The 21,685-nt window shown below is 39.6% G+C and carries 22 protein-coding genes; 8 read left to right on the forward strand and 14 right to left on the reverse strand.

The features are described from left to right. Window positions 1-160 precede the first annotated feature (160 nt). The 10 genes from Q8G36_RS12120 to Q8G36_RS12165 form a co-directional block, all read right to left on the reverse strand. Window positions 161-1,168, reverse strand: a complete 1,008-nt coding sequence (locus Q8G36_RS12120; protein WP_370694053.1) for an NlpC/P60 family protein — start codon at window positions 1,166-1,168, stop codon at window positions 161-163. A 20-nt stretch (window positions 1,169-1,188) separates the two neighbouring features. Beyond that, window positions 1,189-2,271, reverse strand: a complete 1,083-nt coding sequence (locus Q8G36_RS12125) for a dipeptide epimerase (protein WP_305160408.1) — start codon at window positions 2,269-2,271, stop codon at window positions 1,189-1,191. Between the two features lie 15 nt (window positions 2,272-2,286). Beyond that, complete coding sequence (locus tag Q8G36_RS12130; RefSeq protein ID WP_305160409.1) at window positions 2,287-3,447, reverse strand: DUF819 domain-containing protein; 1,161 nt, start codon at window positions 3,445-3,447, stop codon at window positions 2,287-2,289. 173 nt (window positions 3,448-3,620) lie between these two features. After that, on the reverse strand, window positions 3,621-3,938 hold the full coding sequence (locus tag Q8G36_RS12135; RefSeq protein ID WP_305160410.1) for a DUF3870 domain-containing protein: 318 nt from the start codon (window positions 3,936-3,938) through the stop codon (window positions 3,621-3,623). 544 nt (window positions 3,939-4,482) lie between these two features. Continuing rightward, entirely contained in the window at window positions 4,483-5,349 is an 867-nt protein-coding gene (locus Q8G36_RS12140) for a carbon-nitrogen hydrolase family protein (protein ID WP_305160411.1), read from the reverse strand. Between the two features lie 70 nt (window positions 5,350-5,419). Beyond that, window positions 5,420-6,904 carry a sodium:solute symporter family protein gene (locus Q8G36_RS12145; protein ID WP_305160412.1) on the reverse strand — a complete coding sequence of 495 codons (1,485 nt, stop codon included), beginning with the start codon at window positions 6,902-6,904 and terminating at the stop codon, window positions 5,420-5,422. Continuing rightward, window positions 6,901-7,101: a DUF3311 domain-containing protein gene (locus Q8G36_RS12150; RefSeq protein WP_095393819.1), complete on the reverse strand. Its 201-nt coding sequence runs from the start codon at window positions 7,099-7,101 to the stop codon at window positions 6,901-6,903. Before Q8G36_RS12150 ends, Q8G36_RS12145 begins: the two co-directional genes overlap by 4 nt. Window positions 7,102-7,240: 139 nt before the next feature. Next, entirely contained in the window at window positions 7,241-8,473 is a 1,233-nt protein-coding gene (locus tag Q8G36_RS12155; protein ID WP_305160413.1) for a Zn-dependent hydrolase, read from the reverse strand. Window positions 8,474-8,576: 103 nt separating this feature from the next. Beyond that, a complete protein-coding gene (locus tag Q8G36_RS12160) occupies window positions 8,577-10,196 on the reverse strand; it encodes an amidohydrolase (RefSeq protein ID WP_305160432.1) in 1,620 nt (539 codons plus the stop codon). 325 nt (window positions 10,197-10,521) lie between these two features. Further along, window positions 10,522-11,406 (reverse strand): hypothetical protein, encoded by an 885-nt coding sequence (locus Q8G36_RS12165; protein WP_305160414.1) that lies wholly within the window; start codon window positions 11,404-11,406, stop codon window positions 10,522-10,524. A 259-nt stretch (window positions 11,407-11,665) separates the two neighbouring features. Here Q8G36_RS12165 and Q8G36_RS12170 point away from each other — a divergent pair, with 259 nt between their 5' ends. The 3 genes from Q8G36_RS12170 (at window position 11,666) to Q8G36_RS12180 (ending at window position 15,592) form a co-directional block, all read left to right on the forward strand. Continuing rightward, a complete protein-coding gene (locus tag Q8G36_RS12170; RefSeq protein WP_305160415.1) occupies window positions 11,666-12,301 on the forward strand; it encodes a hypothetical protein in 636 nt (211 codons plus the stop codon). Window positions 12,302-12,837: 536 nt separating this feature from the next. Next, entirely contained in the window at window positions 12,838-13,788 is a 951-nt protein-coding gene (gene rocF / locus Q8G36_RS12175) for an arginase (RefSeq protein ID WP_305160416.1), read from the forward strand. 367 nt (window positions 13,789-14,155) lie between these two features. Further along, window positions 14,156-15,592 carry an amino acid permease gene (locus Q8G36_RS12180; RefSeq protein ID WP_305160417.1) on the forward strand — a complete coding sequence of 479 codons (1,437 nt, stop codon included), beginning with the start codon at window positions 14,156-14,158 and terminating at the stop codon, window positions 15,590-15,592. Window positions 15,593-15,887: 295 nt separating this feature from the next. Here the strand turns inward: Q8G36_RS12180 and Q8G36_RS12185 are convergent, their stop codons facing one another. Further along, the gene (locus Q8G36_RS12185; RefSeq protein WP_305160418.1) at window positions 15,888-16,241 is read right to left on the reverse strand and encodes a hypothetical protein; all 354 of its coding nucleotides are present in this window, start codon (window positions 16,239-16,241) and stop codon (window positions 15,888-15,890) included. A gap of 314 nt (window positions 16,242-16,555) precedes the next feature. On the opposite strand from Q8G36_RS12185, the gene Q8G36_RS12190 reads away from it, so the two are divergent. Together Q8G36_RS12190 and Q8G36_RS12195 are read left to right on the forward strand one after the other, a co-directional pair. Further along, window positions 16,556-17,887 carry an oligosaccharide flippase family protein gene (locus Q8G36_RS12190; RefSeq protein WP_305160419.1) on the forward strand — a complete coding sequence of 444 codons (1,332 nt, stop codon included), beginning with the start codon at window positions 16,556-16,558 and terminating at the stop codon, window positions 17,885-17,887. Window positions 17,888-18,068: 181 nt separating this feature from the next. Continuing rightward, complete coding sequence (locus tag Q8G36_RS12195; protein ID WP_305160421.1) at window positions 18,069-18,260, forward strand: DUF3934 family protein; 192 nt, start codon at window positions 18,069-18,071, stop codon at window positions 18,258-18,260. Window positions 18,261-18,467: 207 nt separating this feature from the next. Here the strand turns inward: Q8G36_RS12195 and Q8G36_RS12200 are convergent, their stop codons facing one another. Then, window positions 18,468-18,833, reverse strand: a complete 366-nt coding sequence (locus Q8G36_RS12200; RefSeq protein ID WP_214747899.1) for a DUF948 domain-containing protein — start codon at window positions 18,831-18,833, stop codon at window positions 18,468-18,470. A 93-nt stretch (window positions 18,834-18,926) separates the two neighbouring features. Further along, window positions 18,927-19,316 (reverse strand): DUF948 domain-containing protein, encoded by a 390-nt coding sequence (locus Q8G36_RS12205; protein ID WP_305160422.1) that lies wholly within the window; start codon window positions 19,314-19,316, stop codon window positions 18,927-18,929. A gap of 172 nt (window positions 19,317-19,488) precedes the next feature. Here Q8G36_RS12205 and Q8G36_RS12210 point away from each other — a divergent pair, with 172 nt between their 5' ends. Together Q8G36_RS12210 and Q8G36_RS12215 are read left to right on the forward strand one after the other, a co-directional pair. Next, complete coding sequence (locus Q8G36_RS12210; protein WP_305160423.1) at window positions 19,489-19,818, forward strand: four-helix bundle copper-binding protein; 330 nt, start codon at window positions 19,489-19,491, stop codon at window positions 19,816-19,818. A 212-nt stretch (window positions 19,819-20,030) separates the two neighbouring features. After that, window positions 20,031-20,342 carry a hypothetical protein gene (locus Q8G36_RS12215; protein WP_305160424.1) on the forward strand — a complete coding sequence of 104 codons (312 nt, stop codon included), beginning with the start codon at window positions 20,031-20,033 and terminating at the stop codon, window positions 20,340-20,342. Between the two features lie 106 nt (window positions 20,343-20,448). Here the strand turns inward: Q8G36_RS12215 and Q8G36_RS12220 are convergent, their stop codons facing one another. Continuing rightward, window positions 20,449-21,120 (reverse strand): hypothetical protein, encoded by a 672-nt coding sequence (locus tag Q8G36_RS12220; protein WP_305160425.1) that lies wholly within the window; start codon window positions 21,118-21,120, stop codon window positions 20,449-20,451. 349 nt (window positions 21,121-21,469) lie between these two features. On the opposite strand from Q8G36_RS12220, the gene Q8G36_RS12225 reads away from it, so the two are divergent. Continuing rightward, on the forward strand, window positions 21,470-21,679 hold the full coding sequence (locus tag Q8G36_RS12225) for a YqaE/Pmp3 family membrane protein (RefSeq protein WP_305160433.1): 210 nt from the start codon (window positions 21,470-21,472) through the stop codon (window positions 21,677-21,679). Window positions 21,680-21,685: the final 6 nt, after the last annotated feature.

Genomic DNA, 21,685 nt, shown 5'->3' on the forward strand with positions numbered 1-21,685 from the left:
CTATTTTTACTATGCCTCTAATTTGGAAAAACGATTGTTCCGATGTATGCTTACTCTAAAGCCGTCAGGGCATCGTTTTGTTATCCGATAGAATGATGTGAAAAGCATGTTAAAATATAAAAAAAGCTTAAGAGCCAAGTGCTCTTAAGCTTTTTAAGAATCAATCGATATATCTTCTTGCTCCGGCATACTCCTCTCCGTATCCCGATGTTTTTATTTCATCTATCCTTACATGTGTTGAGCTGTTGGGCGAATGGATCATTTTTCCGTCACCAATATACATTCCGACATGATGGACCTTTCCTTTCCCTTTATCATAGGCAAAAAATAGTAAATCACCTGGTTGAAGATTTTCTTGTTCCACCTTTTTTCCATGCTGAGCCTGAATGGAAGAGTCCCTTGGGATCGTTATTCCATTAGCATGGTACATTGTATAGGTAAATCCAGAACAGTCAAATCCAAAACCGGACATTCCAGCCCATAGGTAAGGAAGCCCTAAAAATCCTTTTCCTGATTCAACGATGTCCTTACCGCTTGGAGCTGGTATTTGATTTTCATTTTGATAGACTGACACGTCCTGCTTTTCTATCCATTTTGCTCCATTACTTGGTGTCATAACCTTCACTTTATCTTTTTTCACCTGCAATAGCGGGAGCCGGGTATCGAAGCTGACCTCAATGAACTTCGACCGAAGTTTCGAATCCGTATAAAGCCAAGTCTTTGGGGCATTTACAAGGGCAAATCCTCGTTTAAATTGCTTCTCAAAGGAATTTCCGTCTTTTAATTGTTCCTTTGGCATCCATCCTGGATAACCAATATCATTGCGGGGTGTCGGTTGAGTGGCAACAGCTACTTTCACCCATTCACCCCGTTCTTCTAGAATCGTCACTTTTGAACCATATAACGCTTGTGTTTCCAGGTTACCCACAAGCCACAGCTTGTCTTCATAATTCATGAAGCCGATCCAAGCATTCAAATCAACGGGATTCGATGCTGAAGGAGCATCGATTTCCCTTAATAATCCCGGCTCAGTCCAAAGAGTTGCCACGTTTACATCTACATAGGCAATTCTCTGCTTCTCTCTTGAACTAGCTTCATTGGGACTGAATCCTAAAATACCGAGAGCGAATAAAGATAGCACTAAAACGGTTAACCTTTTCAAAATAATCACCCTTTCGAAATTGTTTTTTATTGAGTAAAAGAGGATTTCCTCTTGACTCCCAGTCCAGGTTCATCGGCAATAAGAAGTTGATCTTTCATAAAGTGAATGCCTTCAAATGGCTCATTCTTAATCCATAATGGTGCATCTAAATCAATCTTCGTTATATTTGGATGGGCAGTTGCCAGATGAGCCGCGGCCGCTACACTAACGGTTGATTCCATCATACTCCCAATCATGCATTCCACCCCGGCTGCTTCTGCCATATCGGCGATTTGGAGTGCACGTCGAATTCCTCCTGTTTTCATTAATTTAATATTAAGGAAATCAACAGCATGTTCATTCAGGAGTCTCATGGCATCACGAGGGGAAAACAAACTTTCATCGGCCATAATCGGCACTTGGACAGATCTTTTTATTTCTTTCAATCCTTCGATATCATGGGCTTGCACGGGCTGTTCCACCAAATCAACGTTCAGCTTTCTTTCCTCGAGTTCATGAATGATGGAAATCGCTTGTTTTGTTGTCCACCCTTGATTTGCGTCAATCCTGATAATGACCTGGTCTCCAACTGCAGCACGAATGCAAGCAACCCGCTCCACGTCACTCTTCCAGTCTTTCCCCAGTTTTATCTTCATCGTGGAGAATCCGCCATCGATGAGGGACAATGCCGCTTTTGCCATTTCTTCGGGTTCATCAACGCTAATTGTCATATCATTTTTCAGGACATTCGATTTACCGCCAAGATATTGATATAAAGGGAGCTGCCATCGTTTGCTGACTGCGTCGTACAAGGCGATTTCAACAGCAGCTTTTGCACTTGTGTTACCTACACAGGATCGTTGGATCAGCTGGGACAATTCATTGATATTCTCGATGTCGCGGTCAATTAGATGTGGTGTGATTACTTCTTCAATGACCGTCATGATTCCTTTTGTAGAATCACCTGTGATGGCAACCGTAGGGGCTGCAGCCCCCAAACCTTCCGTTCCATCCTCCAACTTTACGGAAACCATGATGTTTTCAATTTCCATTACTGTGCGTAATGCCGTCTGGAATGGCTTGACAAGTGGCAAGGTTTCCACTGATACTTGTAAACTTTCAATCTTCATATTAACAACCCTTCCTTAAAAGCTTGAGAGTATATATGATGTAAGAATTCCAAAATAGGTGCCCAGAAGACTGCCAAGTACAGCCATTAATATCCCGACCGGTATTAGCGCCCGGTTGAATGCACCTGCCAATATAGGGGCTGATGCCACACCCCCTATATTGGCCAATGAGGCAACTCCCATTGTAAATAGATCCAGCTTAAAGATTTTGGCCAAAATGACCATGATCAATCCATGAAAGAATAGAATCATAAACCCGGATAAAATATACACAGGTGCTTGAAACAGCTGTGAAAAATCGGCGTGGGAAGCAATTAAACCAATGACTATATAAAGCATGACTTTGGAAATTTCCATGGAACCGGCAATACGTCCAACCTTCGTGACAGCCAGAATTAAACCTACGGTCGAAGCGATGATGATCGTCCAAGTGGTTCCATTCACAGCGGCACCCAGTACTGGCAGTCTCTCCCCAATTTTGGTTGCCCCTGCTGATACAATTAAAGCCAGCGCCAAGAAACCAATCAATTCCACGAAGCCAAATTCCGTCTTGGCGGTTTCCCCCGCTTCAAGTTCGGAAGTCATTTGATCAATGAAAGATGTATCCGCTTTCGTCCAAATATTGAATTTTCCAGCTAGGGGCACCAGCCAAAACAAGAACATGACCCAAATGGAATAATTGACTGTATCCATGATCAACGCATAGCCAAAAATATTTTCAGGTACATCGAGTATGCCTTGCAAGATCACCATATTGGCAGATCCCCCTGTCCAGCTTGCGCTCAAAGCCGAGAATGCCTTCCAAGTTCCTTCCGCATAAAAGCCATTCATTAAAACGTAAGTAAGAGTGAACCCTCCAATAATGCTGAATGAAGCCGCAAAAAAAGTTAAAAGCATCTTTGGTCCAAGTCTGATTATTTTCCGCATATCACATTGCAAAAGCATGAGCATCAACATGGCAGGTAGCAGGAGTCCTCTTATGGTGCTATATGCACTTTCGACTGACTCACTATCTGAAAAGAACCCAAATGTTTTCATCAGAGCAGCTCCAATATAAATGAGGACAATACCAGGAACATACTTAAAGAACTTTCCTCCTATCTTTTTTTCCACAACCGCAATCACGGCAGTAAATGCTAATAAAAAACAGACAAACATCACACCATCTTGGATCATATTCCATACCTCCTTATATTTAGGGGATTTCATGATAATAAAATACATTTTCCATTTTATTCAAACTCACCAATGAAGCCTTGCATAGCCCTACATAAAAAAATCCAGCTGTTAAAGAGCGCGTACACACTCTTTAACAGCTGGATTTCAATTGCGACTGACAAAAGAAGCAGCTATAACTTATAAAGTTGCTGATATTTGATGCTCGCATTTCTTAGAGCGACGGTGAGTGCTTTCTGAGATGAACCAAAGTACCGTTGCTTAATTTCTTTCTCCAATTCATCGGGCCTAAGAATGGATTTACCAACTAACATGGATTGAATGAAGCGTGATGTAATCGATATTGTAGTCGAGCATTCCGCATCCACTATTTCATGCGTATCACTATCAATGACGAACCCAATAAAAAAGCAGTTGAATTGCTGTGTAATTGGATTATTGGACGCCGCCTTCGATTCGCCAACTATATATACCGTATTCTGTTGAAACATACTCATTGTGCCTCCTGCCATTACAGACATCATAACAGGTATAAATAGGGTGACTATCTATATTATTACAATATGAAATGGTTACATATATTCTAATATAGCAACATGCATTTGACAATATATTTTGTATATTAAGTCAATTGCCGATTCCTGCGCAAGAGAATGGATAAGTTCTATAACTAATACGCCCATCAAACGAAAGTTTATGCAAAACTAGAATGGTATGACTCCTTCTTTTATTTTTTATCAGAAGATAAAAGAGGAAAAACACTATTGTATTAATAGTGTCTCTGACTGTATACAAATTAAGAGAAAATCCAGCAGTTTTTTATTTGAGGGTTTGTAAAATCTGAACGTTGATTTCCATTCCAGGCACTCGCTTTCAGCGGGCGCCCTTTGCGCCTGTGGGGTCTCCCTTGGACACGCTTTTCCCGTAGGAGTCTCGTACCTTCCGTTCCAATCAACTGGAATGTTCAGAAAAAAACTGTATGAAAAATGGTTTTTCTTCGTCCCTTATTGTATTAATCGTGCCTTTTACAATAGATTATTTCAGCCCTTCGTATGGCTCATATTTCGAATACATATCCTTTCGGCGATTACGATCCTTGAAAGTGGTTGCTGCACCACTTTTTCGATTCTCATAAAGTTCGTCCATATCGACAGTACCGGTAATGATTGTTTGTTCATTCATTACCGCCTCGGCTACTATTCCATTTGCTGGCCAAGCGCTGTCACATGGGCTAAGGATACTGGCACGGCCATATCCGTCCGGCAGGGGTGACCCTGGTTCACCAACAGTGGGGCAATGAACAAAATACACCTGATTCTCGATTGCACGTGCATGTGCGCAATGGCGAACTCGCCAAAAACCAGCCTCTGTAAATGTGTATGAAGGGCAAAAAATGATGTCGGCCCCATTCACTGATAATATCCTTGAAATTTCAGGTATCTCCGCTTCATAACATACCGCTATTCCTATCTTAACCGGACCCACTGAATAAACTTCCAGATCATCACCTTCAGAAGTATGCCAATTCGCTTCAGCAGGAAAGATATGAGTTTTTTTATGTTCAACGACTGATCCGTCTATATCAAAAATGTATGCAATATTGAAGTATTCATTTTCGCGGCGTTCCAGATGCGTGCCCGCAATGATGACCTGTTTCCTTTTTCTTGAAAGTGACCTGAAAAGATCTTTGTATTGATCGGTATATTCATCAATCCTGATAACGGACGAAGCATCCTGTTCTCCAAAGGCCGCTGATAACCCGATAGTTAACAGTTCAGGAAAAATGATATAATCCGTGTTTTCGGGAACTTGGGTGATCAAGTCTTCTACTTGTTCCTGAAATTCATTGAAAGTTGACACTTTTTCTACACGAAATTGACAAGCCGTTATTTTAACTTTCACAAAAGCCCTCCCAAATCATGCTTTATCAGTTCTTCCAGTCGGTAATTCCATTAGCCTTAATTAATAAGAATTAGGATATCTTGTCCAGATCATTCATTTCGGTCTTTTGCATAGAGATATGTTTAGTCAGTGCACTTACAATGAATGTTACTAGTATATTAATTAACAAAGCTATGACGCCTGTACTGATATCATTAATTACATGTGGGGTATCCGGCAGGAATGTAGCAACCTTCACTTCGGCAATTGTCGCATATAAAACAATTAGGACGCCTGCCAATATTCCTGCCATTGCACCATACTTATTGATTATATTGATTTTTGGTAAACTGCAAAACAAGGAAGGTGCCAGTTGTGTAATTAAACTATATGACATGATATTCAAGATGGCCAAAGCCTCGCCGCCTGTTATCGTTACAATTAAAGCAATGATTGAGATACCAATAATGATTATCCTTGAGACAATCAATTGATGTGTTTCAGTGGCAGCTGGGACCAGAACTTTGAAAAAGCTATTTGTCAGACCTACCGATGCAGCCATTAGCATGACTGAAGCCGGTACTAGGGCCGTCAATAAACCAGCAGCTCCGATAACCCCTATCACCCATGGATCGAATGTTTGAATCGCCAGCCTTAAAAGTGAGAGATCTCCATCAGCTCCTTGCAAACCCGGGATTTCCATGATGGCTGTAAATCCAATGAAAAAAACGAATAGCAGTAACAATGTGTATAAGGGTAACGCAATCGCATTTTTGCGAAGGGTCCTTTCCCCATTGGACGATAAAACGACCATGAATGTTTGTGGCAGCAAATAAAATCCTAGTGCATTCAGCAAAACGGTGGACACAAACCAGGACTGACTCAATCCCTGATCTGCCAAAACCAACATTTCCGGTTTAGCAGCTTGCACGGTCTCGAACATTGGCTGTATGCCTCCGAAGTAATGAACTGGAATGTAAATCCCTAAAAAGATAACGACTACTAAAATCATGAAATCTTTCAGTATGGCTGTCCATGCCGAACCATGAATGCCTGAAATCATTACATAGGTAGTTACAACCACAGCACCGATCACACTTGCAGCAACTGGTGAAATTGCTCCGTAAGATGCTTCTGAAACAATGATACCTAATCCTTTGAGTTGTATGACTATGTACGGCACGAGGGCTAAGCTTCCCAATACTGCAACGATCATCCCCATTGACCTGCTTTTATATTTAGATGCAAAATACTCTGGCTGAGAGATAATGGAATGGCTTTTTGAATATCTCCATATTTTAGGAACGAGCCAATATGATAGGACGTAGGCTAAGAAAATATAGGCGGGAACATAATACGCAGCGGCACCTTTTGAGTAAGCCCACCCACTTCCGCCCAGGAATGTAAAAGTTGTATAAATTTCACCTGCTATCAAGAGAAAAATGAAGAATGTACCGAAGCCCCTGCCCCCTACGGCAAATTGCTCCATGTCCATATCCTTCCCTTTTCTTGCTTTTATCCCTAAATAAAGTGCTAGAACCAAGAAGATGGAAATGATGAGTAGCGAGATATTCATTCAGAATCACTCCCTTTATTATCAGGATCGAACTTATAGACAATCATTAAGATAATCGATGCCATCACCATCCAAAACGCAACCCAAAATAACAAAAAAGGCATTCCCAATATGTACGGTTCTATTTTATTTGCATAGGGCAATAAACCTAAAAACCCTATAAATGGAACAAAAAGCAATAGCTTAATAGCATCCAAATTATACCCTCCCCTAAGTAGGTTCCTAACACGGATGCATCATCACCATCAGTCAAGCCGACTTTCATACTGAACTGATGGTTTGATAGCACCCTTTGGTCACTGTCATTATCTGCTTTCAACCAACCATATAATCGTCTTAAGCTGACTGGATGGCAAGGACCGTTTCCAATATTACATTGACGCCTTTTTCACAATCTTCCCAAGCAGTAAGTTCCTCTTCACAATGACTTTTACCGTTGATGCTTGGGACGAAAACCATTGCAGTCGGTATATAACTAGCTATAAACTGCGCATCATGTCCTGCACCGCTTACCATTCTTTTATAAGGTAGGCCTAATGAATTGCTCGATAGCTCTAGCAAATTGCAAATGGATTTGTCGAACCAAACGGTATCCCTGTCCCACAATTTTTTCACTTGGATGTCGCAGCCGCCTTTTGAACCTGTAGTTATAAGGCTTTCAATGACTTCCTCCACCTTTTCGATGACTTTGGAATCCTTATGTCTCGCTTCTAGAGAAAAAACCACTTTATTAGGGATAACCGTATGGATATTAGGAAACACATTTACCCTTCCCATCGTAAAAACCAAATCGTCATCAAGCATGCCTAGCTTCTGACGAGCCTCCATAATCAAGCTATTCGAAGCGAAGAAAGCATCTTTTCTCATATTCATAGGGGTAGTTCCTGCATGGTCGGATTCTCCTGTAACTTCTATCTCATAGCACACCATACCAAGGACACATTCAACGACACCGATCGTTAGCGATTCACGTTCAAGAATGGGTCCTTGTTCAATATGCAACTCTAGAAATGCAGTCGCTTCTTTTAAACGAGACTCTTTATCCCCTGCATATCCAATGGCATTCAAAGCACTTTCGAAAGTCGTTCCTTCACTATCCGTCTTTTGCAGCATGATGGATTTTTCGAATTTACCTGAAAGAACTCCCGAAGACATCATGGAAGGTTCGAATCTGGCTCCCTCTTCGTTCGTAAAATTGACGATCATTACCGGTATTTTTGGTTGGATATTATTTTCCACCAGGGTCCGCACGACTTCCAAGCCTGCAGCTACACCCAAGATACCATCAAACCGCCCGCCCTTTTTTACGGTATCCATATGTGATCCTATTACAATAGGTGGTTTGTTTTCAAGTCCCGCCAAAGTAGCGTAAATATTCCCCATATCATCAACCTTAATGGTCATACCCAATTCTTTACAGCAAGCGCAAAAGTAATCACGGGCTAATCGATCTTCTTCGGAAAGGGATAGCCGTGTGACCCCGTTGTTTTCTGTGCGTCCAAAATCAGCAAATTTCTCTAGCGTACGACTTAGCCTCTCACCATTAATTAGTAATTTTTGCTTTTTCATAGCGAATATCCTCCTTTTAGATAACCTGCTAAATCCTGCTTACGTTCGCTTAAGCCAAAAAATGAAAGTGAAGGTCTTGTTGTTTTAGAATAGTTACGCTAGATTATATTTCTACCAATGTTTCCCTATGATAAATAATCTCCCCATTCAGAATCGTTGATTCAACCTTCAAATCCTTGATATTTTGGGAATCCACTTTCAATATACTCTCATTCAATACTACTAGATCGGCCAGCTTTCCTGCCTCCAGGCTGCCTTTGACATCTTCATCGAAACTCGCAAACGCGCCATTCCAAGTGTATAGTTTAATGGCTTCCAATACGCTAATCGATTGAACCGTACCTATTTTGGTACCAGACCTGCTTGTTCTATTAACAGCGACGTGTATGCCTAATAAAGGGTCGTGATCAGTAACGGGAGCATCTGAACCACCTGCGGCCAAGATGCCCTTATCAATAAAATCACGGGCAGCGTACATGTGATTGACCCTATTGCCGTAATGTTCAATATATATATCACCGAATTCATAAGGGAATGGGGGGTTGGGGATTGGGATGATTCCAAGTTCTTTCATCCTCATTTGTAAATCTGGCGAAGATATTCCAGCATGCTCAATTCTATGTCTATGATCTTTTCTGGGCGATTCATTCAAAGCCTTTTCCACGCAATTTAAATACATCTCTATCGCTTTGTCACCTTGGGCATGGACTGTGATCTGATAGCCTTTTTTATGTGCCTGACCTAATACTTGATAGATCTCCTCTTCTTTATAATAAAAAATGCCGGAATAACCAGGATCACTCGAATATGGCTTACGGGTAGCAATTGTCGGACCGGTACTGCTGCCATCCGTAAACAATTTAGCTGGTCCGATTTTGAATCTTTCGTCCCCAGTTCCGGTTATGACTCCCGAATCCACCATTTTATTTACAAATTCATGGGAATTATTCAATGAACCGACCATCGCATAAATACGGACACGAATATCCTTATTTTTTATGGCCTGCTGCATTAACCGGAAACTTTCAGGACCATGAGCACCAGCTTCATGAATGCTTGTTATGCCTGCTGCGATGAAATGCTCCGACGCTATTTTCACTGCTTTCAACAGTTCACTTTCTGAATAACTTGCTCTGTCGGCCATTACCATATTTGCCGTTTCAATGAGTTTGCCTGTAATCCTCCCTTCCCTATCCTTTTCAATGATCCCTCCAGTTGGATTTTCTGAGTTTTCATCAAATCGGGCAATCGCTAAGGCCCTGCTATTCACCACGCTTATATGGCTGCATGTACGGGTTACGATAATGGGATGGTCTGTTGAAATAGCATCCAATTCCGCTATTGTAGGATAACGTTTTTCTTTCACAGCGGTCTCATTGAAGCCCCAAGCACGGATCCATTCACCTTTAGGGATCGTCGAAGCTTTCTTCTTCAGATCGATTAACAAATCTTCAACAGATTTGATATGTTCAGCTTTACAACTTACTGCCAATTGATTGACACCGTACAATATTAGATGAATATGAGAATCTATAAAACCAGGAAGTAATGTCTTTCCCTGCAAATCAATCACATTTGTTTCTTCTCCGATAAATTCCTTGATTTCCTGATTCGTTCCGACTGCCGAGATACGATTACCTCTAATTGCCAGGGCTTCTGCGACTTCATTTTTTTGATTTACGGTTATGACCTCGCCGTTTAAGAACACGATATCCGCTTTCAAACAACACACCCCTTCCCTATTGTTCACCCTAATTACCACTTCATCATCCTTTGCTGCCCCCAGCCTCCACTTATCGGAATATTCCGTTTTCAACAGATTCATTATATCCACACCAGATTGTGAAATCATTAGACAAATAGTCAAAAATTCAATCGTTTTTTTATACCTTTTATATAATTATGTCTTATTTCCTATGATTTGCTGATCCAGTTCCCTTTTTATTACGCCCCAAAAAGATTAATAATCTTCCTAAGGAGCTATAACCAATCAAAAAAGGATAGATTAAGCTGCTGATATGCTTATCTATCCCGCCATTTTCATTTTTTTACAATCCATTCATTCTCCCTATAATGCCGATGGTCAAATACTGTTTGTTTTCATTAAAATCCCATGTCCAGTATCGCAGGATTAATTCGCTTTTATCCACTTTTTCAATAAACGTTTTTACCCCTATCAATGCTGCCCCATATCCCACGTTCGAGGCCAATGCAAAGATGGCATTCAGCCCTTCATTAATGGTATCCATATACTCTGGTTCGATTTTTAAGATATCAGTCCATGTAATACAGAATCCATTTTGCCTGGTACATTTAGATATAGAGTGATTCACTGTACGTACGATCTCATCCCTTAGATCTAAAATTCCATTCTTCATTTCTTCTGCGTCTTTTTTCTGATAGTGGTCTGCATGATCAGAAAGCATTTCCTTGGCCCAATTATAAAATAGTTGGGTATAAATGGCGGAAGTTGCCACGATATCAAAATCATTATAATATTTCGCAAAAACACTTTCAGAAAGCTGACCTAAGCGATTCTCGGTATCCTTTAAATATTGAATAATTCCCTTTGCCGTTTCACCTCGATTGAGCATGGAAGATAGGTGGCTATCAAAATCCACTTTATCGAGGCCTGTTACATCGATTTCAACAAGTTGAATTTTCTTCCGGGTTCGATCAGGCAAATTCGCCGTACCCTTTTCCATACTTTCCATATCAATATCAAATAAATATATGGTGTTGCATTTAGATACTAAATACTCTATATCCAAATCATCGCAATTGCCTGCACCAACGATAGCCACTTTATCTACGAACGCTTTTTTCGAAAAAACGGCATCGAATAATCCTGTAACTTGTGTACGATGCCGTTGCCACCGCAACTTTCTGTATTCATCCCGATTATGATTCATTTTTCTTTGATAGGTTTCCAAGTCAATCTCTCCCTTTAGGGTACTAACCATTTATTTATTGTAACAAAGTATCCCAATATTTTGGAGGTCAGGTAATTAAGATTTCGCCTAGTAAAATAAGCGGTAAAAATGTTAGAAGAATATGGGAATTACTGAGAAGTAGCAGAGATAACAGGAGGGTGTTCCTTGAGCAAAACAAAAAAGGTTTTACTGACTTTACTAGGTGTTTTTTTAATCATCTTGGCCGGTGTGATGATCCTTATGTTTTCATTCACACAGTATGAAAGCAGATCCTGATGAAGAAAAGAAAGTCCGGGATCAAGCTGAACGATATTTAGGGAAAACTTTTGATGAAGGAACCGAAATATATGATGTTTTATACGATAATATGGGGAACTGGGACTATTTTGAATACGCAGCTAAAGTGAAACATGAAAAATATGGGACTCAATTTTTAGTTTTCTTTAATGATGAAACAGGGGAAATGGAGGATACATTCCTATCTGATAAATGGCAAGATGATGCAGAAAAAGAAATCAGGCCTTATGTTGAAAAAGAACTGGGTGACGTTTTGATATCCAAGGAACTGGGAGATATTGCAGAGAATGAAGATTGGGAGGAGATTCAAGAAGAAATCGGCGATTATAATCAATTACTCTTGGTGTTTGATGAGGGTGTTGGGAAAGAATTGAAGATTGATCCGAATAAACCAGCCAGCTATAAAGATAACGATGTTTCCCCAACCATACGGATTACCCTTTCACGTAAGAAACAGGGCGCAGATGAAGACCGCTTTACCGAAATTATCAATTCCCTAAAAAAAGATAGAGTTCTTAAACATGGAAATATGATTGTAGATTATATCAGTACCAATGGTGTGCCACTTGAAGATGAGGAATGGAGTGAAAAATTTTAACAGTAAGGTAAAGAGCAGCAATCCGCCCTCCCACTCTTTACCTTTTTTTGTTACGGAAAACAAACTTTTCCATATAACTCTAGTAAACTATCCTATTTTTTGGAATGATTCGTTTCTCGCGGTTAACCAGATTGGCGAAAAGTTCTTTATAACCACTTAAAAAAAAATTTTTATAAAAATGAAAAATCCTTCCATGCATTATAGGTGTAACTGCCCCATTTCCTGAATAAATGTATCTAGTAAATTATATTCAACATCTTCTGAATCATCCTTAGCGAAAGATTCTGAATGGTAGCGCTGTCACTTCCATTCCTGGAATAAAAATCACAACAATTGCAGTTTTTACAAGGATTCATCCATTGTCACCAATACCCCTAAAGGTAATATATTATGTTCATAAAAAATCAATAATAGGAATTTTACCCCAAGACTTTTACCCTTTTCACAATCGTATAAATATTCAAAAAAATGTCGAGTTGAGTCATCTATCCTTTTACCCTTATACTAGGGAAGAAAAATCGAAGGAGGAATTACACATGAAGAAGGAAATTTCAATCATTGGTGTGCCAATGGATCTTGGTCAAACTAGAAGAGGAGTAGATATGGGGCCTAGTGCCATTAGATATGCAGGGTTGAGTGAAAGACTTGAAAACATTGGCTATACTGTCCGTGATGAAGGTGATATTAAAGTAGAAATACAGGAAAGAGCACAAAATGATAGCGACACAAATTTAAAGAATCTGCAGGACGTAGCAGAAGGTAATGAGAAATTGAGTCAAAAAGTGGATGAAGTCATCCAAGCAAATCGTTTTCCTTTAGTTTTAGGGGGAGATCACAGCATTGCTATCGGGACATTAGCCGGTTTAGCAAAGCATACTGAAAACTTAGGGGTAATATGGTATGATGCACATGGAGATTTAAATACTGCCGAAACATCCCCATCAGGAAACATACATGGTATGTCCCTAGCAGTAAGTTTGGGCCTTGGCCACCCTGCACTGACTAAAATTGGCGGATATTCTCCAAAAGTCAAACCAGAGAATATTGTCATCATTGGTGCCCGTTCTTTAGACCAAGGTGAAAAAGAGTTAATCAGGGAAAAAGGAATTAAAGTCTATACTATGCATGAGATTGATAGAATGGGTATGACAAAAGTGATGGAAGAATCGATTGCCTACCTGAAAGAACGTACGGACCTTGTCCATTTATCACTTGATCTTGATGGTCTTGATCCAGATGATGCACCAGGGGTCGGAACGCCTGTAATGGGAGGTATTAGTTACCGCGAAAGCCATCTTGCCATGGAAATGCTAGCTGAAGCTAATATCATTACATCAGCAGAGTTTGTTGAGATAAACCCAATATTGGACGAGCATAATAAAACGGCTGAAGTTGCTGTCGCATTAATGGGCTCATTGCTTGGGGAAAAATTACTATATGGAGCGGAAGATCATATCACTCCTGATTTATTGGCTCATGTTAAATAATCGGACTCCATGTTTTTGATAGAAATATAGAGAGTTCGTTAAAGTGCTCCATGGGGAAAAGCCCATACTTCTTTTATGTGCTTCTTCCCATTGGCGGATGATCGACATGAATCAATTTACATCCCTAGTTTCCTGACGCTTGGCTTCTCTTTCTTTATTAAGCGGCGCTTTCGAAATTAATTCTGCATAGGTACCTATGTTCATTGACTCATGCTTCTTTAATGCAGAAGTAATCTCTTTTCGGAGGGAATTCGACATCATCTAAGAATCAGAATCAAAGCTATTAGACTTGTGAAAACACAAATTCCCTAATAACGTCCCAACATAAATGAAACCGTTTGCACCCATCAGGTAAAGGAGTTTTTCAATGAAAACAACAGAAAATCAACCAAATGAATTAAAACGGAGCATGAAAGCAAGACATTTATTTATGATTTCAATAGGGGGATGTATTGGTACGGGCTTTTTCATCGGTTCAGGCTATACCATTCATGAAGCAGGAGCCTTCGGTGCTATCCTCTCCTACATAGTCGGCGGCTTCATCATGTATTTAACGATGCTTTGCCTAGGTGAACTATCCGTTGCCATGCCTGTTTCCGGTTCGTTTCAGACATATGCGACTAAGTTCATCGGTCCTGGAACCGGGTTTGCCATCGGATGGCTATACTGGTTAGGTTGGGCCGTTACAGTTGCCTTAGAGTTTCTGGCAGCAGGACAGCTAATGCAAAGATGGTTTCCTGAATCACCCGTATGGATGTGGTGTGCAATCTTTGCTTTTCTCATCTTTTCACTAAACGCCTTATCAGCAAAGGCATTTGGCGAATCGGAGTTTGTTTTTTCTAGCATAAAAGTATTGGCCATCATTCTTTTCATCATCGTTGGCGGTGCTGCTATGTTTGGTATGATTGATATGAAAGGTGGACAAGAAGCTCCATTTTTCTCCAACTTTTTCGCTGAGGGTCTTTTCCCCAATGGGATATCGGCCCTGCTGATCACAATGATCACAGTGAACTTTTCCTTCCAGGGCACTGAATTAATCGGAATAGCCGCTGGAGAAAGTGAAAACCCGGAAAAGGTGATACCAAAATCCATCAAACAAACCGTTTGGAGAACCCTTTTCTTCTTTGTTCTTTCTGTCGCTGTACTTTCGGCGATGATCCCAAGGGAAAAAGCCGGTATCTCAGAAAGTCCATTCGTTGTTGTACTTGATAGTATAGGAGTTCCGTATGCAGCTGACATCATGAACTTCATCATTCTTACAGCACTATTGTCAGTGGCGAACTCAGGGCTTTATGCTGCGACACGTATGCTCTACTCGCTTTCAAGGGAAGGTATGGCCAGTCCGAAGCTCGGTTTGGTGAATAAGAGAGGGATTCCGCTCAATGCCCTGCTCATCACTCTGGGGATTGCCGGTTTGTCTTTACTTTCAAGTGTAGTAGCTGCAGACACAATATTTGTCTTTCTTCTCTCCCTTGCAGGGTTAGGTGCACAAATTGGCTGGATTGCCATATCGGCTAGTCTTCTTGCTTTTAGAAGATCCTATACCCGCCAAGGCGGAAAGATAGAAGATCTTAAATTTAAAGTTCCGCTATACCCATTCATCCCCATACTTGCATTAATAACAAACTGCATCGTCATGATCAGTTTAGCATTTGTTCCTGAGCAGCGAATGGCCCTTTATTGCGGGGGAGCATTCTTCCTTGGATGTTATGCGGTTTATCACTTTAGAGTGAAGAAAATCAAGAAAATAGAAACTCCCAAGCAGGAAGTTGAATTAAATGCCGGTAAAAAAATGGTCATTTGATCCAAAATTCCGCGGAGTAGAGTAAGTGGTGAAAAGTAGTCTTTACAATCCATTAAGATTGCTTTTCAAAGAAGAAATACCCTGGTTGTTATTACACCCAGGGTATTTCTTTTATTTAATCACCATTTCCTGAAATAACTAGCCAATGGTAAACCACTGTAAGAATTCTTCCTTTTCCCTTCCAGCTTTTTTAGTTCCTAAAAACTATACCCTGTAATATTACGCATATAATAGGAAGTTAAATTTTCAGCTCCATTCAGGCAATAAAAACAAATATCAAAACAAAAAAATCATCTTAATCGATGATTTTATATTGTGCAAATTCCTTTAATTTAGGCAGGATTGGCTCTAAAATTTCCTTGGCTATGTAATCGGTATCCAATCCAATGAAGCGTTCACTTTCCATGTCGACCGATCTCGCATTTTCTGGGTCATCACAAAAAATAAACGATATGATTCCGTTATCTTCCGTCATATCTACATATTTAAATGCAATGTCATGTTTCGTAAGACAACTTTCAAACGCAATGCACAATTCATCTATATTTGATTGACTAATAGATGTGAATTTCATATTGATCATCCCCTCTGCTAAAGGATAGCAAAATAAAGCATGAATTTCAAAGCGAAATTCATGTCCCATTCTCATGATCATGATACACCTACACTTTTGAAAAGGAAAATGACATAAAAACTTGCCCTTGTTTGGAATATCACCCGTATGAAGCCTTTTGATGAAGATTGTATGGGTAAGGATTTCCCCATTAGAAATAAGTGTAACCAATCGATTTCATCCAATTTCCCACCTTTACCCTGATTTAATTTTTTATCTTTCAACAGCGATTAATAAGGATTGCCCAAGGCATAACCGTATTTTGTATCGCCGGGATATGTAGTTCCTCATGAATATTCCATGGCATGTCTCATATCTTTATACAAACACCTTATTAGGAGTGGTCCAACATGAAGTCTTTTTATAAAGGAACGCTCATTTTGATTGTCGCAGCGTTTTTTGGTGAATGTATCGAATTTTTAGTGAACATGCTCCTAGCCAGGGAATTACACGAAGAGGGCATGGGGCTTTATATGTCCCTATTGCCAATTTTCTTTTTGATATATGTGATTGCCAGCCTTGAATTACATATATCCATTTCAAAATTCGTTGCGGAAAATAAACAGGCAATGCATTATAATCTTATTATTCATGCACTCAAAATGGCTGCAGTCGTCGTATTGATCATGTGTGTAGTCATGCCTTTCATACTTTCCTTCTCATCCATAATGGACAGATACCATCCCTATATTAAATGGCTGCTCATCACATTGATCCCCATAGTTGCCTTTTCGTCGATTGCAAGAGGCTATTTCATGGGTGTCCAGCAAATGGGGAAGATTGCCTTTTCCAACTTTTTAAAAGATATCATTCAATTCGGCTTGCTTTTCCTCATCTTTAACTTATTTCATTTTAACCAGGAAAAGTCATTGTTGATGGCCTTTTTTGTTTTGATTGGCAGTGAGTTCCTCGTTTTTCTATACTTGATCAACCTTTTGATTCTTCAAATGCGAATCATGAGGCGCGGAACGAACTCGCGGACAACCGGTAAACATGCACGACAAAAGTTATTGGCGGTTTCGCTGCCCACCATGGGGTTAAGGATCTTTCATGCGATAACAAATGCCATCCAACCTTTTTTGATCCATACTGCCCTTCTCTCTGCAGGATTCGGTGCGGTAGTGGCTACAGAGCATTTTGGGATGCTCACTGGAGTTGCGATGACGATTGGCTTCTTTCCGGCCTTTATCGCACATTCCTTAATGATCATGCTCATTCCGAATGTATCGAATGCTTACAAGAATCAGGATAAGGAAAAATTGAGGGTTTTATTGCAAAAATCGATGTCTTTCACCGTATTGTATGGAGTTCCGGCTGTGATCTTCATTTATTTCTTTGCGGAACCTTTGACCTCCCTCTTTTTTTCTTCGACATCTGCCGCATACTATTTAAAATTATTATGTCCTTATTTCCTTTTTCATTTTTTTGTCATTCCTATGCAAGCCTATCTCATCGGCCTGGGTTTAGTGAAAGATGCTTTCATCCATACCGTATGGTCCCATATTGTTGCCTTTTTAATGATGTATATCCTAGGTTCTCAGGCTTCTCTTAATATGGGAGGAATCATTTTAGGAATGAATACTGGTGCTGTATTATTAACTTTCATGCACTACTTGACCATTTGCAAAAAAATCGGCATAAGCATTTTACTGACGAAGTCAAGATCGATATCGATAAAGTGAGGCAAAAAACAAGTGCCACCCAGAAAAAACCCTTGCTGTTATTGGTTTATAAAGATTTAGATTAAAAATATTGAGCCTTTCCCTGTACATATCACCTTCGTTACTGTATATTTCAACATACTTGGGTAATAATCAAGTAAAATGGTTTAAACTAACCATACAATAGTAATGGAGTGATATCATGAGTAAAGCTAAGGCTAAGAGCGGAACGGGTAAAGGTACGGGCACTGGAACGGGCAAGAAGGGCTGGAATCGTTGGAAAACAAGTGCCAACAAGAAAAAAAGCGCCAAACCATATGTAAGTAAAGGCGTCAAACATTCTAATGACTCAAAAACATCCGGTCATGCTTCAGGTGACAAGACAGAAAAATAATTGCTTGTCCTATAATCCATACAAAATTTATGTTTGTTCCATATTCTCATACAGGGTGTTAAGAGATCTGTATGAGAGAAATGGGTCTTATAGATATAAACCACAGGCGATATCCAAATGAAGCATATGAGTACGACTATTATACATACCATCCAAAAAGACACTCCAAATTCCGGTAGTGTCTTTCATTTTTTTAATATTTTCTTTTTATCTAAATTGGCTTTTGGGTTTGATAGCATTGATTTTTTTCGGGGAAAACTCTGTACGGAAACCGTTAGTGGCTTTTTTTACAGAGTCTGTAACTGAATGTATCGCTTCACCCACATCCTGAGCAGAATCCAATAATGGTTCAACCGTTTTCATTTTAGTTTTTACATCGTCGGTGATTTCATTTGCAGTTTGCAATAGTTGTTTCGATTCGCCGGATAGATCGTGGATGGCATTTCTCACTTCAACCAATGTTTGATTGGCTTCTCCTATCGTGACCATTCCCTTTTGAAGTGTACTGATTAAAAATACGACCAACCAAATGAAGGCTAAAGCGATTGCAGCCACACTATATTGAATAATCAATATAAAGCTCCCCCTCTAAATTTAAAAGTAGAAACGATTACTTCAAATATGTTAGTGGATCCCGGGGTGCCTGTTTTTTATTGATAAATGATACTATTTGATCTTGATTTGAACCCCCTCAGCTTTAGTTCGTGTAGAAGGAGCTGTCGGAGTGGATAAATCTTTAGGGCGGCCTTCCAAACTGTTTTCTTTCATGGAATTGGTTACATTATGAATCATTTCCCCAACATCTTGAGCGGATTCTAGCAAAGGATCGACATTTTCAATCTTCCCTTTCACATCCGCTGTAATTTGATTGGCAGAGTGGATCAATTGTTTGGACTCATGCGTCAATCCATGTACTGCATTCCTTACCTCTTCCAGTGTCTTATTTGTTTCTTCAAGTGTTCCCATTCCTTTACGCAGCGTCTGATTGACATTATATATCAAATACACGACGGCTCCGGAGACACTGGCCACACTTAATTTAATAAACATTATCATATATCCACTCCCTTCATTTAAATTTATGCACTATCCCTTCCATTCATTCCCTAAAGTCCATCCCTTTTCCGGTCACTTTTAAAGAACGATTCACCTTATCCTAAGAGAAGTTTAAAGGGTAGTTTAAAGGATAATAGTAAGGGAGAGACCATATTAAGGAGGAGAATTGTTCATGTCACATGAGAACGATTCATCTATTATCCAAACTTTAAATGATTGTATGACCGCGTGTAATCATTGTTACGACGCATGCTTAAAAGAAGATCATGTAAACATGATGGTGGAATGCATTCGCTTGGATAGGGAATGTGCGGATATTTGCTCTTATTTAGAACAGGCGATAGGAAGAGGTACACCGTTTATTTCAGAGTTGGCTGAAGTTTGTGCCAAGATTTGTGAAAGCTGCGGAAACGAATGTAAAAAACACGATCATGAACATTGTCAAAAATGTGCTGAGGCATGCTTGAGATGCGCAGAAGAATGCAGAAAATTAGTTGCTTGATGTAAGGAGTGGCACTAAGCTATTCTTTTTATTAAACTTTCTCCTAACTTACCCATTACTTTGTTAAACCTATTTAAGGATGATGATATAATTTATATATTCTAGCGAGGTATATGTTGAAATTTTTTAATAATAAAATTTCAAAAAAACCAAAAGCATATATTGAAAACCGCCCTTTTTAGGCACACTAGTATTAAAAACAGGAGGATATTATGACACCTCGGAATGTTCCGGCTAAAGATGATTTAGAAGTGAAAGATACCCCCGCTTCACCTGATAAGGAAAGTGAAATAGCCAAACTCAATCGATTATTAGGTGCGGTCATGCGATATTTATCAGATGATGAGCAAGAAGAAATTGATATAGAGTATCTTCTCGAAAACACCGAAGGGCTACGGGGTTGGTGGAGCGAATATAGGGAGCTTGATCGAAAACGTGTCGAAGAAGAAATAAAAAATTCCCTGACAGATCTATCCCTTGAAGAACTTGAAAACATCCGTGAACAAATCCGCACAAAGGAATAATAAAAAAATCCCGGCATCGGGATTTAACTCATGCCGGGATTTTTTCTTTCCTATTATATACAAACACATATTTTTGAATTTACGTTCATGCGACGCCAGAAATCCTTTATTCAACACTCAATGACTTTAGTTCCAGTTGATCGATCATGTAATCCACTAATGCATGCAATGGATTTATAACTGTCTTTCCTGTCTCAAGCTCATATCTCATAGCTGCTTCGACCATTGATAGTTGAGCCACCGACAGCGGTCTTTCTTCGTTATTAAACTGGTATAGGAAGTTCATGATTTCCTGGTTATATCTCTCTCCCAATCCCTGCATAATGAATTCAAAGGCATTGTCGATAATGATAACTTCAAAATTCAAAGACCCATATTTTTCAGCATGAGCATTCAAACGTTTGACTGTTCCTTCAACAGTGGCAGGGTTCGTGAATAATATCATTTGCGGTTGCTGCAATTGGCAAATTTGCTCAAAATATGGTTCATCGATTTTAATGATAGGCATGGGTAAGGATAACTGTTCTTCGTTTAATAAGGCGATGTAGTTTGTACAGGTTATCAGAATGGCATCCACTTTACATTCGGCAATCCATTCGACTTGTTCTTTAACCCTTTTTTGAGCATCCGATTTCTTGAAATTTTTATCCGTTGACACCCGATGCATCAATCCCGGATCGACAAAATGTAGCCATTCAATATCGAATTTTGAGAATGCGTTTTCTATGTATTCTATATTTGTATAGTGTGCATGCAAACAGCCTATCTTTTTTTTCATAAATCTCCCGCTTTCATCAGTTAGTATTCTGATAATTCTAACACAAAAAGCGGCGTTATATTGACCGCTACCGGCAAAAACGGTTATTAGCCATAGCCCTCCTGCCATTATCGGGGGTAAAAAGACTGCTTCTTTGAGCCTAAATGCTCAGTTGGTATGAATCCGGCTCTTGAGCATATATTTATCAAGGCGGTATCAAGAGATAGCATCAGGAAAATGGAACTTCAGTAACCGAATTGCTTCTCGATTCAAGTAAAGCAAGCCTTCGTTTTAGAATGAAAAAATTATTAAATAGAGAGAATCAAACCGTAATAGTCAGTAAAAATCACTATATTGGAGAGTGTTCACCATTCTTTATTTACTTGCGATTATTTTCCCTCCATTAGCCGTATTATTAGCCGGTAAACTCGTTCAGGCTGTGCTTAATTTGGTACTCACACTATTTTTCTATGTCCCTGGTTTAATTCATGCAATCTTAGTGGTGCATGATAAGAAAGCTGATAAACGAATGAAGCAGCAAGCAGCGCTTATTTCTAAATCGAAACAAACGACTAAGTGATAGACA

Source organism: Peribacillus frigoritolerans (genome assembly GCF_030676415.1).
In the GTDB taxonomy this organism is placed as follows: domain Bacteria; phylum Bacillota; class Bacilli; order Bacillales; family DSM-1321; genus Peribacillus; species Peribacillus frigoritolerans_A.

Coding starts and splice junctions, on each gene's coding strand:
- Q8G36_RS12210 (WP_305160423.1), top strand. CDS start 19,489: ATGTCACATGAGAACGATTCATCTATTATCCAAACTTTAAATGATTGT.
- Q8G36_RS12190 (WP_305160419.1), top strand. CDS start 16,556: ATGAAGTCTTTTTATAAAGGAACGCTCATTTTGATTGTCGCAGCGTTT.
- Q8G36_RS12185 (WP_305160418.1), bottom strand. CDS start 16,241: ATGAGAATGGGACATGAATTTCGCTTTGAAATTCATGCTTTATTTTGC.
- Q8G36_RS12215 (WP_305160424.1), top strand. CDS start 20,031: ATGACACCTCGGAATGTTCCGGCTAAAGATGATTTAGAAGTGAAAGAT.
- Q8G36_RS12170 (WP_305160415.1), top strand. CDS start 11,666: ATGAAAGCAGATCCTGATGAAGAAAAGAAAGTCCGGGATCAAGCTGAA.
- Q8G36_RS12130 (WP_305160409.1), bottom strand. CDS start 3,447: ATGATCCAAGATGGTGTGATGTTTGTCTGTTTTTTATTAGCATTTACT.
- Q8G36_RS12145 (WP_305160412.1), bottom strand. CDS start 6,904: ATGAATATCTCGCTACTCATCATTTCCATCTTCTTGGTTCTAGCACTT.
- Q8G36_RS12155 (WP_305160413.1), bottom strand. CDS start 8,473: ATGAAAAAGCAAAAATTACTAATTAATGGTGAGAGGCTAAGTCGTACG.
- Q8G36_RS12205 (WP_305160422.1), bottom strand. CDS start 19,316: ATGATAATGTTTATTAAATTAAGTGTGGCCAGTGTCTCCGGAGCCGTC.
- rocF (WP_305160416.1), top strand. CDS start 12,838: ATGAAGAAGGAAATTTCAATCATTGGTGTGCCAATGGATCTTGGTCAA.
- Q8G36_RS12180 (WP_305160417.1), top strand. CDS start 14,156: ATGAAAACAACAGAAAATCAACCAAATGAATTAAAACGGAGCATGAAA.
- Q8G36_RS12195 (WP_305160421.1), top strand. CDS start 18,069: ATGAGTAAAGCTAAGGCTAAGAGCGGAACGGGTAAAGGTACGGGCACT.
- Q8G36_RS12135 (WP_305160410.1), bottom strand. CDS start 3,938: ATGTTTCAACAGAATACGGTATATATAGTTGGCGAATCGAAGGCGGCG.
- Q8G36_RS12125 (WP_305160408.1), bottom strand. CDS start 2,271: ATGAAGATTGAAAGTTTACAAGTATCAGTGGAAACCTTGCCACTTGTC.
- Q8G36_RS12220 (WP_305160425.1), bottom strand. CDS start 21,120: ATGAAAAAAAAGATAGGCTGTTTGCATGCACACTATACAAATATAGAA.